The 16,267-nt window shown below is 72.6% G+C and carries 11 protein-coding genes and 2 pseudogenes; 7 read left to right on the forward strand and 6 right to left on the reverse strand.

The features are described from left to right. Nucleotides 1-334: 334 nt before the first annotated feature. The gene (locus tag IEZ19_RS12920) at nt 335-4,663 is read left to right on the forward strand and encodes a PAS domain-containing protein (protein ID WP_189311295.1); all 4,329 of its coding nucleotides are present in this window, start codon (nt 335-337) and stop codon (nt 4,661-4,663) included. Between the two features lie 58 nt (nt 4,664-4,721). Here the strand turns inward: IEZ19_RS12920 and IEZ19_RS12925 are convergent, their stop codons facing one another. From IEZ19_RS12925 to IEZ19_RS12945, 5 genes and pseudogenes are all read right to left on the reverse strand, one after another. After that, on the reverse strand, nt 4,722-6,377 hold the full coding sequence (locus IEZ19_RS12925; protein WP_373296966.1) for a long-chain fatty acid--CoA ligase: 1,656 nt from the start codon (nt 6,375-6,377) through the stop codon (nt 4,722-4,724). Nucleotides 6,378-6,513: 136 nt separating this feature from the next. After that, entirely contained in the window at nt 6,514-7,107 is a 594-nt protein-coding gene (locus IEZ19_RS12930) for a SigE family RNA polymerase sigma factor (protein WP_189311297.1), read from the reverse strand. 166 nt (nt 7,108-7,273) lie between these two features. After that, nucleotides 7,274-7,777: pseudogene (locus IEZ19_RS12935) on the reverse strand (thiolase C-terminal domain-containing protein); the annotation flags it as partial. Next, nucleotides 7,774-8,370 (reverse strand): annotated as a pseudogene (locus tag IEZ19_RS12940) (acyl-CoA dehydrogenase family protein); the annotation flags it as partial. The pseudogenes IEZ19_RS12940 and IEZ19_RS12935, both read right to left, overlap by 4 nt. Nucleotides 8,371-8,545: 175 nt before the next feature. Continuing rightward, nucleotides 8,546-8,857, reverse strand: a complete 312-nt coding sequence (locus IEZ19_RS12945; protein WP_189311298.1) for a hypothetical protein — start codon at nt 8,855-8,857, stop codon at nt 8,546-8,548. A gap of 369 nt (nt 8,858-9,226) precedes the next feature. Between IEZ19_RS12945 and IEZ19_RS12950 the strand changes: the two genes are divergently transcribed. Together IEZ19_RS12950 and IEZ19_RS12955 are read left to right on the forward strand one after the other, a co-directional pair. Further along, nucleotides 9,227-10,096, forward strand: a complete 870-nt coding sequence (locus IEZ19_RS12950; RefSeq protein WP_189311299.1) for a bifunctional DNA primase/polymerase — start codon at nt 9,227-9,229, stop codon at nt 10,094-10,096. A gap of 44 nt (nt 10,097-10,140) precedes the next feature. Further along, the gene (locus tag IEZ19_RS12955; protein ID WP_189311300.1) at nt 10,141-10,593 is read left to right on the forward strand and encodes a hypothetical protein; all 453 of its coding nucleotides are present in this window, start codon (nt 10,141-10,143) and stop codon (nt 10,591-10,593) included. Nucleotides 10,594-10,613: 20 nt separating this feature from the next. On the opposite strand, the gene IEZ19_RS12960 is transcribed toward IEZ19_RS12955, so the two are convergent. Continuing rightward, on the reverse strand, nt 10,614-11,858 hold the full coding sequence (locus IEZ19_RS12960) for an MFS transporter (RefSeq protein WP_189311551.1): 1,245 nt from the start codon (nt 11,856-11,858) through the stop codon (nt 10,614-10,616). Nucleotides 11,859-11,996: 138 nt separating this feature from the next. On the opposite strand from IEZ19_RS12960, the gene IEZ19_RS12965 reads away from it, so the two are divergent. The 4 genes from IEZ19_RS12965 (at nt 11,997) to IEZ19_RS12980 (ending at nt 16,237) form a co-directional block, all read left to right on the forward strand. After that, nucleotides 11,997-12,923, forward strand: a complete 927-nt coding sequence (locus IEZ19_RS12965; RefSeq protein ID WP_189311301.1) for a LysR family transcriptional regulator — start codon at nt 11,997-11,999, stop codon at nt 12,921-12,923. A gap of 324 nt (nt 12,924-13,247) precedes the next feature. Then, nucleotides 13,248-14,759 (forward strand): alkaline phosphatase D family protein, encoded by a 1,512-nt coding sequence (locus IEZ19_RS12970; protein ID WP_189311302.1) that lies wholly within the window; start codon nt 13,248-13,250, stop codon nt 14,757-14,759. A gap of 492 nt (nt 14,760-15,251) precedes the next feature. Beyond that, the gene (locus IEZ19_RS12975) at nt 15,252-15,731 is read left to right on the forward strand and encodes a cupredoxin domain-containing protein (protein WP_189311303.1); all 480 of its coding nucleotides are present in this window, start codon (nt 15,252-15,254) and stop codon (nt 15,729-15,731) included. A 2-nt stretch (nt 15,732-15,733) separates the two neighbouring features. Then, nucleotides 15,734-16,237 carry a hypothetical protein gene (locus IEZ19_RS12980; protein ID WP_189311304.1) on the forward strand — a complete coding sequence of 168 codons (504 nt, stop codon included), beginning with the start codon at nt 15,734-15,736 and terminating at the stop codon, nt 16,235-16,237. Nucleotides 16,238-16,267 lie beyond the last annotated feature (30 nt).

Raw genomic sequence — 16,267 nt, forward strand, 5'->3', positions numbered from 1 at the left:
GAGCCGTCGAGGGGCGCGACACCGGGTCCGTCGCGGGTCCGTGCCGGGCCCGCTCCCGACGAGCAATCCGGGTCGGCAGTCCGTCGTTCCGGTTCGCGGAGGATTCGTGTGCGCGCCCCCGTTGCCGTGAAAGTCCCGCGAAGCCTCACGGAGGAGTGGCGAAGCCGGGGCACGCGGTCACACGTTCCCCTTCACTTCGTCGTGCGACCTCCCTCTCATCCGGCGTCCCGAGCCCAACCTCTGCCCTTAGACTCCCTCGCGTGACACGCCGCACGTCGGTTGGCAAGATGGCCCGAGCGGTGGGAGAAGTGCGGTAACAGGGAGGAAGCGTCTCGTGAGCAGCAGGCCATCCCGAGGCGCTGCTCGCCTCGCAGCCATACTCGACGCGCTTCCCGACGCGCTGGTGCTGGTCAACGCCAACGGGACCGTCGTCAACGCCAACACGATCGCGCTGGAGGCGTTCGAGACCCCGGGTACGGCTCTGGTCGGGCGGGGGCTGCTCGATCTGCTGCCCGAGTTCGACTCCAAGCTCATCCCGGGCTCCATGCGCCGCCCCGACCACATGGACGCGCAGGGGCGGACCAAGCCGACGCGGATGATCGCGCGGCGGACCGACGGCAGCGAGTTCCCGGTCGAGGTCACGAGCGCCAACCTGGAGAACGGGCAGCAGGCGTACGACGGTTACGGCTACAGCGGTGACGAGCTGCTGATGCTCGTCGTGCGGGATCTGACCGGGACCGTGGACACCGAGGCCGAGCTGGCGCGCTCGCAGCGGCAGACCGAGATGATCCTGAGGGCCGCCTCCGAGGGTGTCGTGGGGACGGACACCGAGGGACGGATCGTCCTCGTCAACCCGGCAGCCGCCCAGATTCTGGGCTACCGCGCCGGCGAACTCGGCGGCAAGAAGCTGCACGACCTCGTCCTGCACTCCCGCGGCGACGGCTCCCCCTTCCCGTACGCCGAGTCGCCGCTCGCCGACACCCTGCGCTCCGGCCGCAAGCACCGGGTGCGCGGGCAGGTGCTGTGGTCCAAGGGCGACAAGAAGGTGCCGGTCGATCTGACGACCGCCCCCGTGCGCGACGGCGACCAGCTCGTCGGCGCCGTGATGACCTTCGCCGACCGGCGGCCGTACGACACGCTCGCCGAGGAGAAGGCCGCCACCGAGAAGAAGCACACCGAGGAGCTGGAGCGGCTCTCCGAGGAGCACGCCTCCGACCTCACCGCCCTGCGCCAACGGCATGTGTCCGAGCTCGAGGAGCTGCGCGAGGCGCACGCGGAGGAGATCGCGGCGGCCGAGGAGCGGTACGCCGCGCTCGGCGAGCGGGAGAAGGACCGGTACGAGGCCCTGGCCGGGCGGCACGAGCAGCTCCTCACCTTGCTCAGCCGCTCCCTGCGCGGACCGCTGGACGAGCTGCGCCGCGAGCTGGCCGCGCTCGCCGCCGACGACGCGGGGCAGCTGTGGCCCGAGGCCAACCAGGTGCTCCACCACCTCTCCGCCGGCTACTCGCGCATCACTCAGCTCATCGACAACGTCCTCGGCTACCAGCGGCTCGACGCCGGTACGGACGACGTCGCCCGGACGAAGGTGATGCTCGACGCCGTCGTCGCCGCCGGTGTGGAGGGGGCGGTGGAGCTCATCGGGCCCGGCCGCGTCCAGTTCGCCGTGCACGCGCCGCCCATCGAGGCCGAGGTCGACCCGCAGCGCCTCGCGATCGCGCTCGCGCATCTCGTCGCGGACGTCGCCGGGGTCGACGCCACCGGCAACACGCCCGTGTCGGCGGGCGGTTACCTGGACAACACCGTGGTCGTGGCCGCGGCGCAGCGCGGTGAGGTCGTACGGATCGAGGTGCGCGGGCCGTATCCCGGGGGAGATCCGGTGCACGAGCCGATCGTGCGCGGGATCGTACGGGCGCACGGCGGTGTGCTCCAGACGCACGAGGTGCCCGGGATGAGCGGCAGCGCGTTCGTCCTCGAAGTGCCGATCGGGGGTGGCGCGGGGGCCGTTCCGGTTCAGCCGCAGGCCCCGGCCGTCGTTGAGACGGCTTCGGTCGATGCGGGCACGCAGACCTCCGGTGGACGGCGGCGGGCCCGGCGGTCCTCCGTGGACGCCTTCCTGGAGAGCGAGGTCACGGGCGCGGGCGGCGGCTCCGAGACGGCGACGACGCCTACCGGGCGGCGGCGGAGGCGCGCGGCCGAGCCGGCGACGGAGACACCGGCCGAGGGCGTGGAGGCCGCCTCCAGTGGCACGGGACGGCGGCGCGGGCGACCGGCCGAGGACGCCGGTACCGGTACCGGGGGCGGTGATCAGGGCGTTGCCGAAGGCGCCGTCGTGACCGCCGCCGAGCATGCCGCGGGGGCCGCGGCCTCGGGTTCGGGGCTCGGGTCCGTACCGCCGCAGGGCGTTCCCGCGTCGGGCGGACGGCGGGCCCGGCGCGACGGCGGTGAGCCTCAGGCCCTGCCGGCCGCGCTGCCCGCGGCGCAGTCGACGCCGGCGACGCCGGAAGCGGAGGCCGCATCGGCCGAGGGCGCGCAGCCCACCGGGCGGCGGCGCCGTGCGCTGGCCGCCGCGGCGGAGCGTGCCGCGGTGCAGGAGTCGGCTGCCCGTACGGTCTTCGCGCTGCCGCCCGCCGACGCGGACCGCACGCCCGAGCCGACCGCCGCGGCCGCGCCGGTGCCGGTGCCGGCCCAGCTGCCGGTCGCGGCACAGGGCGCCCCGGGCGGCGACGGCCGGCACGATGCCGTTCCCCACGACCAGGCCGACGACCACACCCCGCCCCAGCCGCATCCCACCAACGCCCCGACGGGCCGCCGCCGACGCGCCGTCGTGGCCCGGCCGGGGGAGGAGACTCCGGGTGCGGGCACGCCTGTGCAGGGGGTTCCGCAGGGGGCCTCCGGGCAGGGGGTCAGCGGTCCGGCCGGTGCGGTGGCTCAGACGGGCGCCGTGGCTCCGACCGGTGCGGTGCCCGCGGCCGGTGGCGTGGTGCCGCCCGGCGGTGTCGTTCCGCCCGGTGGCGTGCCCCAGGTCGCCCCGGCGCCGCACGCGTTGCCGAGCGGGGCAGCCGTCCCGGCGCAGGGCACCGTCGGGCAGGGCCTGCAGGTGGCTCCCGGTCAGGCCGTACCGGCGCAGGCGGCTCCCGGCCGGCCGGTTCCGGCCGTACCGGTGGCCTCCGGACAGCCCGTACCCGCGCAGCCCGCACCGCAGGCTCCGCCGTCACAGACCCCGGCTCAGCCCGTGGCCGCCCAGCCGCTTCCCGCCGAGGCCGCCTCGGCGCAGCCCGTGCCGGTCCCCGGTGCGCAGCCGGCCCCGGGCGCGGGCGTATCCACCGCCACTCCGGCCACAGGCGTAGCCGCCGCCCAGCAGACCCCGCCTCCCGGCATCCCCGTCCCGCAGCAGTGGGCCGGCACCGACGACACCTCCGGTGCGGGTGCCGCCACCAAGACCCCCGCCTCCGGTACTCTCCTTCCCCCGCAGCGGGCCGGAGCGCGTACCGCTCAGCCGCTCCCCGCCGAGGCCGCCGCGCCGGTCGACCCGAACTCGACCCAGGGGCGGGCGATCAGTGTGCGGACGCTGGGGCAGGGCGTGCCGTTCAGCAGGCAGGCCGCGCAGGTGCAGCAGCCGACGGCCACGCCGCCCCCGCACCAGCCGAACGGCGGCGGCCGGCGTCGCAAGCTGGGCACCCGGCCCGACCCCGCCGGTGCCCCGGAGCAGCGCACCGAGCCGGGGGCGCGTCCGCATCCGGCGGCCGAGCCGTCGGCCGGACAGCCGTCGCTCGGCGGGCAGTCCCGGCCGGCATCCGCCCCGGCGGGCGAGGTGGCCGGACGTTCGTACGCCATCGGCGCCCCCGACGAGAACGCCGCCGAGGGACCCGAACCGCTGGACGGTCCGGGCGGCGCCGTCGAGATCGCCGACCCGCCGCGCCCCCAGCCGATGGACGACGAGCTGCCGCCGGAGCCGCTGGACAACCCGCGCCGGCTGCTGGTGTGGCCCGCGCCGGACGTGACGACCCAGCAGGCGCTCAGCGACCGCGGCTACCGTCCTGTGATCGTGCACTCGCGCGAGGAGGTCGACGCGCAGATCGCCGCGTTCCCTGCCGCGCTGTTCGTGGACCCGCTGACCGGGCCGATCACCCGTACGGCGCTGCAGTCGCTGCGGCAGGCCGCCGTGGCCGCGGAGGTGCCGGTACTGGTCACGGCGGGACTCGGACAGGCGACGCGCGAGGCGGCGTACGGCGCCGATCCCGCCGTACTGCTGAAGGCGCTCGCCCCGCGCGACAGCGAGCAGCATCCGCCGCGCGTGCTGCTCATCGAGGAGCACGCGGAGATCGCGCTGGCGCTGACCGCGACGCTGGAGCGGCGCGGGATGCAGGTGGCGCGTGCCGCGAGCGACACGGACGCGGTGACGCTGGCCGGGCAGCTGCGGCCGAACCTCGTGGTGACGGACCTGATGCAGGTGCACCGGCGGCAGGCCGGGATCATCGACTGGCTGCGCGCGAACGGGCAGCTCAACCGCACGCCGCTCGTCGTCTACACCGCCGCCGTCGGCCAGGCCGACCTGCCGCGGCTGGCCTCGGGAGAAACGGTGCTGTTCCTCGCGGAGCGGTCCACCAGCCCCGAGGTGCAGAGCCGCATCGTCGACCTGCTGGCCCGGATCGGCACGAACTAGCCGCCCGCACCGCCGCCTTCACGGCAACGGCGGCGCGGGTCCATGTCCGTGTCGGCGCTCAGAGGTGCGTGACGTCCAGCTGTCCGTCCGCGTACTGCCTGCGCAGCACCTTCTTGTCGAACTTGCCCACGCTCGTCTTCGGCACCGACGCGATCACCGTCCAGCGCTCCGGGAGCTGCCACTTGGCGATCCTGCGCTCCTCGGCGAGGAAGACGCGCAGGGTCTCGAAGTCGGTGGTGGCGCCGTCCTTGAGGACGACCGTGGCCAGCGGGCGCTCGCCCCACCTGTCGTCGGGGACGGCGACCACGGCGGCCTCGGCGACGTCCGGGTGGGACATCAGCGCGTTCTCCAGGTCGACCGAGGAGATCCACTCACCGCCGGACTTGATGACGTCCTTGGCGCGGTCGGTGAGGGTGAGGAAGCCCTCGGGGGAGATGGTGCCGACGTCGCCGGTCTTCAGCCAGCCGTCCTCGCTGAACTTGTCGGCGGGGCGCAGCGGCTCGGCGTCGGGGCCGTTGTAGTAGGCGCCCGCGATCCACGGGCCGCGCACCTCCAGCTCACCCGCCGACGTGCCGTCCCGGGGGAGGCGTTCACCGCCGGGGCCGGTGAGGCGCGCCTCGACGCCGGCCGGGAAGCGGCCCTGGGTGAGCCGGTACGCGAACTCCTCCTCCGTACCGACCGCGTGGGCCGGCGGCCGGGCCACCGTGCCGAGGGGGGAGGTCTCGGTCATGCCCCAGGCGTGACAGACCCGCATGCCGAGCTGGTCGAACGCCTCCATGAGCGAGGGCGGGCAGGCGGAGCCGCCGATGGTGACCTGGGTGAGTGAGGAGACGTCGCGGGGCTTGGCGTGCAGCTCGCCGAGCAGGCCCTGCCAGATGGTGGGGACGGCGGCTGCGTGGGTCGGGCGCTCGGTCTCGATCATCTCGGCGAGCGGCGCGGGCTGCAGGAACCGGTCCGGCATCAGCATGTTGACGCCGGTCATGAAGGTGGCGTGCGGCAGGCCCCAGGCGTTGACGTGGAACTGCGGCACCACGACCAGCGAGGTGTCCCGGTCGGTCAGGCCCATGGACTGGGTCATGTTGACCTGCATGGAGTGCAGATAGATCGAACGGTGGCTGTACACCACGCCCTTGGGGTCACCCGTGGTCCCGGAGGTGTAGCACATGGCGGCGGCCTGGCGTTCGTCGATCTCGGGCCAGTCGAACGTCGTCGGCTTGTCCGCGAGCAGTTCCTCGCACTCGTGCACCCGCGCCTGCCCGCCGGCCAGCGGGGCGCGGTCTCCGGGGCCGGAGACGACGATGTGCTCGACCGTGGTCAGCCGGGGCAGCAGCGGGGCGATCAGCGGGATCAGCGAGCCGTTGACGATGATCACACGGTCGGCCGCGTGGTTGACGATCCAGACCAACTGCTCGGCCGGGAGGCGGAGATTGAGCGTGTGCAGCACCGCGCCCATGGCGGGGATCGCGAAGTACGCCTCGACGTGCTCGGCGTTGTTCCACATCAGCGTCGCGACCCGGTCGTCGGCGCGGACCCCGAGGTCGTCACGCAGGGCGTGTGCCAGCTGGGCCGCGCGGACACCCGCCTCGGCGAAGCTGCGCCGCCGCGGCTCGCCCTCCCCGGTCCAGGTGGTGATCTGGGACCGTCCGTGCACCAGCACTCCGTGCTCGAGAATGCGGGTGACGGTCAGCGGTACGTCCTGCATGGTGCTCAGCACGGCGTCCTCCCGGGGTGACATTGGCTACGCGGTGGTACGGGTTGCGCCGATTCTGCGCACATACCGCGCGGTATGTCACTAGGGCGCGGTGATCGATCACCGCTCGTACGGCCCCAATTGCCCCCACAGGCGCCCGCTATCGAACAAGCACCAGCTCGGGATCCTCACGCAGCTTGCCGAGCGCGCGCGACACCGCCGACTTCACCGTGCCCACCGAGACCCCGAGCACCTCGGCCGTCTGGGCCTCGCTCAGGTCCTCGTAGTACCTCAGCACGACCATGGCCCGCTGCCGCGCCGGCAGCTTCGAGATCGCCCGCCACATCGCGTCGTGCAGCGCCTGCCGCTCCGCCGCGTCGTCCTCGGCGGGCGCGGGGTCCGGCTCGGGCAGCTCGTCGCACACGAACTCGTCGACCTTGCGCTTGCGCCACTGCGACGTCCGCGTGTTCAGCAGCGCCCGGCGCACATAGCCGTCGAGCGCCCGGTGGTCCTCGATCCGTTCCCACGCCACATACGTCTTGGTGAGCGCGGTCTGCAGCAGGTCCTCCGCGTCGCTGGGGTTCGCGGTCAGCGAGCGGGCCGTACGCAGCAGCACCGGCTGGCGGGCCCGCACGTACGACGAGAACGACGGATACGTGGGCGTCCCCCCGGTCGGGCACAGCCGAGGGCGGGGGAGGGTCTGTCCTGCTGGTGCGGCGGCCACCGAGGCGCTGGTGCAGACGGGTGTGGTCATGGCTCCACGCTATGAGCGACCCCCGCACGGGCGGATCGGCCCCAGGTCCCGAAGAGGAGTCCCCCTCAGGTTGTAGGGGTGGGGTTGACTACACCTCCTGAAGGTGGAGTACGGGGCGGCTCCTACTCCGGGATGAACCCTGACGACCCCTGAGGACCCCGAGGACTCAGCCCTCGGCCGCGAGCACGAGCCCCGACGTCGGCACCCCCGTCCCGGCCGTCACCAGGACCTGGCCCACCCCCGGTATCTGGTTCACCGCCGTACCCCGCACCTGGCGCACCCCCTCGGCGATGCCGTTCATCCCGTGGAGGTACGCCTCCCCGAGCTGGCCTCCGTGCGTGTTCAGCGGCAGCCGCTCCTCGGCCACGAAGTCCGCCGCCTCCCCCTTTCCGCAGAACCCGAACTCCTCCAGCTGCATCAGCACGAACGGGGTGAAGTGGTCGTACAGGATCCCCACGCCGATGTCCGCCGGGCCCAGCCCCGCCGTGCGCCACAACTGCCGGGCCACCACCCCCATCTCCGGCAGGCCCGTCAGGTCGTCCCGGTAGAAGCTGGTCATCTGCTCCTGGGCCCGGCCCGCTCCCTGGGCGGCCGCCGCGATCACCGCCGGGGGGTGCGGCAGATCGCGGGCCCGCTCCACCGACGTGACCACGAGGGCCTGTCCGCCGTCCGGCCGCCGACCGTCTCGATCGGCGTCCAGGAAAAGCCGGGGGCGTCGGTGGGGACGAGGAGGATCGAGATGCCGCGGTGCCGGGGCGCGTCGGGGTCGGTGCGGCAGGCCAGGCAGATCCAGTCGGTGTGCTGGGCGCCCGAGGTGAAGATCTCCTGCCCGTCGATGCGCCGGCCGTCCCCGTCGCGCACGGCCCGGGTCCGCAGTGACGCCAGGTCGGTCCCGGCGGACGGCTCGCTGCAGCCGATCGCGAAGGCCAGGTCGCCACTGAGGATCCGGGGCAGGAAGCGGGCCTTCTGCCGTTCGCTGCCGTGCCTCATCAGCATGGGGCCGACCGTGTCGAGCGTGACCATGGAGACGGGAGCGCCCGCCCGGTACGCCTCGCCGAAGAACACGAACTGCTCGTCCGCGCCCCGCCCTTGCCCGCCGTACTCGACGGTCCAGCCGAGCCCGAGCAGACCGTCGACGCCGATGCGACGCAGCAACGCCCGCTGCTCGCGCGGGTCGCCGGGTGGGCCGTCCGGCATCAGGGCGCGGAAGTACGCACGGAGTTGAGGTGCACGGCGGGGGCCTCCCGACCTCGTACCAGGCACGTACGCTCCGCTTCCCGGGTCGTACGGATGCGATTTCTGACTGTCCGTCAGAAACTGCTGCCTGTCAAGGCCGGGGTCACGCACGCGAAAATGTCTGCGCGGCGGCACCGGGGCACCGCCGCGCAGACGCGTTACGACCCTTGGAACACACCCCACTCGAGCGGTCGGGCGTGGCTCACCACAGGCGGGTGAAGTGGATGACGACGTTCTCGTTGCCCTGCTGGACGGCGGTGAAGGCGGAGCGGTTGACCTGTGCGGTGTTGCTCTGGTTCGAGGCGCCGGAGCCGACCGCGTTCTGCTGCGTGGTGGACGAGTTGCCGTTGTTGTCGTGGCCGACTCCACTGCCGACGATGCTCGCCACGCCGGCGTTCGATCCGTCGTCCGCGATGGCGCCGTTGTCCGCGGCCGCGACGCCGGTGAACAGGGCGGCTGCGAGCGGGAGTGCGGAGACGGCGGCGAGAACGCGGGCGGTACGGATGCTTGCCATGTTGTTCCTCCAGAACAAAGTACTCATCGGCCCGGTGGCCGGAAGTACGTGAACTACGGCTGCTGCCGGGTAAGTTGGCCGACCTCCCGGACGGTGGTGCACGACGTCGCGAATCCAGAGTTGCCCACCGAATCTCCGGCGAACCACCTCGGAAGGCATGATTCGCACGCAAGCGTGATGACAAGTCGATAAACCCTTATCGCCACCTTTGGTGATCTCAGCGCCCAGTTGTATACAACACGGATGCCTCCCTCCCAAGCGGCGCAAGCGAGGAACCGTTACGGCGCACATTCCGGCCAATCCGTGCGCCCCGGCGCGTCACCGCCGACACCTCTTCCCTTTTTCGAACGTACGTACGAACATAGAGGCATGGCCACCACCGACCGGCAGGCCACGACGCTGGCCCTCGCGCACGCCCTGTCAGCCGCCGAACGCGGACTGGCCGTCATCCCCCTGTCCCGGACGAAACTCCCGGCCCTGCGCTCCCCTCACCGGGGCCAACCCGACCCCGGCCCCTGCCACGGCGAGTGCGGCCGCTTCGGACACGGCGTGTACGACGCCTCGACCGACCCGGTGCGCATCCGCGAGCTGTTCGCCGCCGCGCCGTGGGCGACGGGGTACGGCATCGCGTGCGGACTGCCCCCGCACCACCTCATCGGCATCGACCTCGACACCAAGTCCGGCACGGACTCCTCGGCCGCGCTGCGCGAACTGGCGCTTCGGCACCTGTTCACGATCCCCGAGACCGTCGTCGTCCTCACCCCGAGCGGCGGTCGCCACCTGTGGCTGACCGGCCCGTCCGACGTCGCCGTCCCCAACTCGGCCGGCCGGCTGGCCCCCGGTATCGACATCCGCGGCGCCGGCGGCTACCTCGTCGGCCCCGGCTCCCGTACCGAACACGGCGTCTACGGCACCGCGCCCGGGACCGCCCGGCTGCCCCCCGCGCCCTGCCCGCCCGCGCTGCTGCGTCTGCTCCTGCCGGCGCCGCGACCCACCCATCCCGCGACGCACCCCTCGGCAGGCGACCACGGCCAGGGCCTGGTCCAGTTCGTCCTCGCCGCCCACGAGGGCCAGCGCAACACCCGCCTGTTCTGGGCGGCCTGCCGCGCCTACGAGAACGGCATCGGTCCCGCCCTCGTCGCTCCTCTCATCGACGCGGCCCTCAACACCGGCCTGACCGAACGCGAGGCCCGCGCGACGATCGCCTCGGCGGCGCGGATGACCGGGCACAGGCCGTAGAAACCCGCGAGACCACCCACCCGCGTGTCCCTAGGGTGAGCGCCATGCCCCTGACCCGAGTCGTCCTGACCTCCGGCCGCTCCGTCGACCTCGCGGACCTGCATCTGTCGTCGACGTACGGCGGGATGCTGGAGGGCTACCCGCGCAAACCCGTCAACGACCTGCGGATCAAGGGCCTGCTCCGCACCGCCGAACGCGCCTTCCCCGCCACGCCCGTCCACCTGGTCCCGCCGTCGCGCGAGCACCCCGACCAGTACGCGGGCGCCTTCGGCCCCGTGGAGGTCATCCCACCGGTGGCGTGCGTCGGCACGTTCCGCTCCACGGCCCTCGCCCCCGGCCACGATCCGGTCCTGTACCGCTCCGCCCTCACGATCGTCTGGTTCCAGAACGCCCCACAGGTGCCGTCCGGCTGCGACGCGGACGCAGGGCTTCGGGGGGTGGCCTGGGAGGAACTGGCACAGGACCACGAGCTCCAGATCTGCGGTCGGGTCGGGTGAGCGTCGGGCCTGCGGCCGGATCAGGAGAGGCTCGTGGCCCGTTCCCTGGTGTCCTCGCGCGCGTGCTCGCCTCGCGGGAGCAGCAGCGGTGTGGCCAGGAGGAGAACTCCGGCGATCGCGATGGCCGTGCGCGGGCCGGTGACGGCGGCGAGCAGGCCCCATACGGCAGTCAGGGCGGCGATGCCCGCGCTGGTGCCGACCGACCACGCGGACAGGGTGCGGGCGACGCGGTCGGGGGCGGTGTGGTCGAGGCGGTACGTGGCCAGTACCGGGTTGTAGACGCCGCAGAAGAACACCAGGCCGAACTGGACGGCGATGATGAGGACCATCCCGGGGAGACCGGGCTGGACGAACGCCAGTCCGACGGGCCAGCACGCGCGCAGCAACCCGGTCGTGAGGAGCACCCGGCGCTGCCCGAACCGGGTCACGAACCGGCGCGCCAGGCGTGAGCCGACGAGGCCGCCGACACAGGGAAGCGCGAACACGAGACCGTACTGCCAGGGTGCGAAGCCGAGACGGCCCAGCAGGAGTACGGCGAGCAGCGGCTCGGAGGCCATGATCAGGCCGTTGACCACGATCGCGTTGAAGAACAGCGGACGCAGCGTGGGGTGGGTGAGGATGTGGCGCCATCCCTCGAGCAGATCCGCCGCGCGCAGTCGCCGTCCACCGGTCCGCTCGGGGCGCGGTTCCGTCCCGCCGATCGCGCGGATGCCCAGCGCCGAGAGCAGATAGCTGACCGCGTCGGCCACCACGGTCGTCACCGGGCCGAACAGCCCGATCGCGGCCCCGCCGAGCGGTGGTCCGACGACGGTGGCGGTCCATGTCGTGGACTCGAACCGGCTGTTCGCGACGAGCAGGTCCCCGGGCGCCACGAGCGCCTTCAGATACGCACCACTGGCCGCCCTGAACGTGATGTCGGCCGCGGCGACCACGACGGAGACGACGAGGAGTTGGACGAAGCTCAGCCATCCGAGCGCGAAGGCGACGGGGACGCTCAGCAGCGCCGCGAAGCGGGACAGGTCCATCGCCATCATGACCGGCCGCTTGCGGCGGAACTCCACCCATGGGCCCAGCGGCACCGCGAGCAAGGTTCCCACCGCCCGCCCCGCGGCGGACAGCGCCGCCACCTGGGTCGGCCCGGAGTGCAGCACGAGGATCGCGATCAGGGGAAACGCGCCGAACCCAAGCCAGGTGCCGTACGAGCTGACGGCGTACGCCGCCCACAGCCACTCGAACCGCCGCCCCAGGCTCCGCCAGCCCGCCACACCCACACGCACCACCTCCAGCCGACCCGGACAACCGCACGCCGCCCACGGGCATCCAAGCGGGTGGCGGACGACGCGATCAAACAACCGGCCGGACGGGAAGGCACAACCGCCCGTTGTGCGCCTACGGTGGAGGGCGTGGATCTCGAGGCAGTGCGCACCTTCGTGGCCGCCGCCGAGGCGGGGCGGTTCCAGGACGCCGCCGCCGAACTGTCGGTCACCCAGCAGGCCGTCTCCAAGCGCGTCGCCACGCTGGAGAAGCGCCTCGGCGTACGGCTGTTCACCCGCACCGCGCGCGGGGTGAGGCTCACGGTCGACGGACAGGCGTTCCTGCCCCACGCCCGCGATCTCCTGCGGGCCGAGGAGCGGGCCGTCGCCTCCGTCCGTCCGGGCCGCCGGGCTCTGCGCGTCGACGTGATCGGCCGGCGGCTCGCCCCGGCCACCCTGCTGGGCGACTTCCGTCGTGCGCACCCCGAGGTCGAACTCGACGTCGTCACCCTCTTCGACGTCGACGCGGCCGTCGACGCCCTCCGGTCCGGCACGATCGACGCGTCCTTCCGGGCCGTCACCATGCCCGGCCGGCAGCTCCCCGACGACATCCGGGCCGTCCGGGTCTACGACGAACCCGTTCAACTGCTCATCGGCCCGGCCCACCCGCTCGCCGCCGCGCACACGGTCACGCCCGCCGAGCTGGCCGGGCACCGGATCTGGATGCCCGGCCTCGTCCCCGGCACCGAGTGGGCCGCCTACTACGACGCCCTCGCCGCCGCGTTCGGACTCACCATCGAGATCACGGGCCCCGACTTCGGCACGGAGCCCCTGCTGGACACCATCGCCGGCTCCAGCTCGCTGGCGACCTTCGTCGGCGAGCGGACACGCCTGGTCTGGCCGGCCGACCAGAGCCTGCGCCGGATCGCCGTGGGCCGTCCGACACCGGTCTACCCGCATTCGCTGATCTGGCACCGCGAGAACCCGCACCCGGCACTGGCCGCCCTCGGCGACCACCTCGGCTCCGGGCGGCTCGACCACTCCGACGCGGGGACCTGGACCCCGGCCTGGGCCTAGCGGTCAGGACGGCCGCGCCGGCCGGCCGGGCATGCCGGCTGCCCTCGACCAACTACCCGGGTGGAGGGCTTTTCTCACGGCTCGTCATGCGGAGCCGGTGGGCTTCGGCCTGCGACCCACCACCACTGAGCCCGTGATCGGACCACCTTCATCGCATACGGCCGGCGGGTGAAGCAGACCGGAACCCTCCTCGCCTGTCAGCCGCCTGTTCATTGGGCCTTACACCTTTCGCCCGAGGCCTGACATCAGGCTGTCGCGCGGCTTCATGACTCTCCGGATCCGGACGTACTCATTCCTTCCCTTACGGATGCGAGGATTCCGGCCTTGTCGAACGACAGATCCGAACGCCCTGCCAGACAGGGATCCAGCCGCCGCAACTTCCTGATCATGTCGGGTGCCGCCGCTGCCGCGACGGCCGTCGGGGCAGCCACCGCCACCCCCGCCCTGGCCGCGACGACGGGCACCAGTCCCGGCATCGGTCACTTCAGCTCATACCCGTTCTCTCTCGGTGTCGCCTCCGGCGATCCGCTGCCCGATTCGGTCATCCTCTGGACGCGTATCGCGCCCGAGCCGCTGGTGATCGGCTCCGGGATGCCCGACCGGCCGGTGCCCGTGCACTGGCAGGTGGCCGACGACGAGGCCTTCACCGAGATCGTGCGCGAGGGCGAGATCTTCGCCCGGCCCGAGAACAACCACGCCGTACACGTCGATGTGCGTGGCCTGCGACCGGACCGCTGGTACTTCTACCGCTTCCGCTGCGGCTCCGAACTCAGCCCGGTCGGCCGTACACGGACTCTGCCCGCACCGGGTGCGTCCGTCGCGTCCTTCACGGTCACTCACCTTTCCTGCCAGAACTGGGCGGTGGGCTACTTCACCGCTCTGCGGTACATGGCCGAGGACAGCATCGACCTGGCGCTCCACCTGGGTGACTACATCTACGAGGGTGCGATCAGCGGCCCGGTGCGCGACGGCGCCGACGTGCCGGACGCGATCCGGGCCGCGTGCCATTCGGTCGACGAGTACCGTCTGCGCTACTCGCTCTACAAGACGGACCCGGACCTGCAGGCCGCGCACGCCGCCTATCCGTGGGCGATCGTCTGGGACGACCACGAGGTGAGCAACGACTACGCCGGCGGAGTCGACCACGGTCCGGCCCAACTCGCCCGCCGGACCGCCGGGTACAAGGCCTGGTGGGAGAACACCCCCACCCGGGTCGACCCGCCCGTCGGGGCGGACGAGCGCATCTACCGCCGGTTCGCGGTCGGCAGCCTGGTCCAGTTCGACCTGCTCGACAGCCGCGAATACCGGATCGGCGACAACGACCCGCTGGTCTCCAAGCTCGGCGACGAGCAGGAGGCGTGGCTGATCGACGGCATCAACGCCTACGACACGACGTGGAACGTCGCGGCTGTCGGCCAGCAGCTCGGTGGCGTGAATGCGAACAGCCCCACCCGTAACCGCATCTACAAGGCCTACTACGACCGGAGCGTCGCCCCGGTCATCCTCGCCGGCGACCTGCACTGGACCATCGCCTCGGACGCGCTGCTCGCGATTCCGGACGCTTCCAGCCCGATCGTCGGCGAGCAGTTCATCGTCACGTCCATCACCTCGACGGGCGACGGGCCGGGCAGCCAGGCGACGAAGGACGGCTGGATGAAGTTCCCGTGGGTGAAGTACGTCGACGGCTACCGCGGCTACATCCGCTCGACGTTCACGCCGAGCGGTGTGTACAGCACTCAGCGGGACGTCCGGTTCGTCACCCGGCCGAACGCGCCGGTCTGGGACGCCCAGAACTTCTTCATCGACCCCAAGAAGCCGGGCATCCAGCTCGCGTAGCCCGAGTCGGGGCGACGGGCCACGAGCCTGAGTGGGAGCCGGGAGCCAGGTGAACGGCTCCCGGCTCTCACCGTGGGTGGCCCTAGGGTACGACCGTCAACAGCCGAGCCGACCGAAGACTTCGATCAGGGTGCGGCCGGACGCTGGGGACGTCACGAAATCGGCACCAGCGCGTGCCCGCCGCGTGCCCGATCGAGCGGTGAGCCACGGGGCCACCGGGCCAGCCGAAGATCACGCAACCGAGTCACCGCACTCGAACTGGCGCCCAACAAGATCGGTACGACAACAGCTTCACATCACCGGGCCGCTTCGGATTCGACTTTCGCCTGTGTGGGGCAGTCGGTCACCGGCCGCGGTTCGGGCTGCGGCCCTTTCACTGCTGATGGTGGCCGCGGCGGCCCGATCGGGTGATGGCCAGCCCGCGGAGAGTGTCGGCGTTGGCGCGGCCGGGAACGTGGGCCAGTCTTGTCGCGGAAGGGAGGCCCGCCAAACATGGCCGTGCGCTGCTTCGGATCTCCGCGCCCCGCCCGCGACGGAGTGAAGTTCCTGGCGCTCATCGCGCTGACCGCCGCCACTGCGTGCTCCAGCGGTTCGACCCCGGCCCCGACCGGGAGTCCGAGCGCGAGCGCGAAGCCGGCCACGACGATCACCGTCACGATGAAGGAGTATTCACTGACCCTCTCGCCGGCCCACGCGGCCGCGGGGACCGTCACGTTCGTCGTGGACAACGCCGGCGCCGTGGCACACGCACTGGCCGTCGCGGGGCCCGGCGTGTCCGATGCGCACACCTCGACCGTCCCGCCCGGCGGCCAGGCGCGGCTCACCGTCACCCTCCAGGCCGGCAGCTACGAACTGTGGTGCCCCATCGACAAACACCGGGAACTCGGCATGGACACCCACCTCCAGGTCGGCGGGAACGGCCCGGCGTCACCGGCCCCCAGCAGCGCCGCCGCGACCGCGACCGGGCAGTAGCGATGGCTCCCGGACCCGGCGGCCGCCCGCACCGCACCGCCATCAGCCGGCGCACGGTCGTGCGCGTGCTGCTCCAAGTGGTGACCGCGGCCGCACTGACCGTGAACGCCTACGTGCACGCCGACCTCGCCCACGCCTTCGATCGGGTCGGGCAGCAGATCAGCCAGGGAACGCTGTTCCGCCTCGAAGCCGCCGTGGCGTCCCTGGCCGCGCTGCTGGTCCTGCTCCTCGGTCGCCGGCGGCCGGTGTGGGCGTTCGCCTTCCTGGTGTCCGTCTCCGCCCTGGGCGCCGTGCTGCTCTATCGGTACGTGAACGTGGGCGCTCTCGGTCCGCTGCCGAACATGTACGAGCCGGCCTGGTGGCCGAAGAAGACCGCCAGCGCGATCGCCGAGGCCGTCGGCGCCGTGACCTCGCTCGCCGGCTTCCTGATCACCGGCCCGCCGCGCTCTGCGTCCACCCGGGCCGGCGCTCCTCGGGGCGACAAGGCCGACGGCGTGGGCGGCTGATCACATGCATGCCTCGCCCCGCGCACCGAA

It is taken from the genome of Streptomyces brasiliensis (assembly GCF_014647875.1).
Taxonomy (GTDB): domain Bacteria; phylum Actinomycetota; class Actinomycetes; order Streptomycetales; family Streptomycetaceae; genus Streptomyces; species Streptomyces brasiliensis.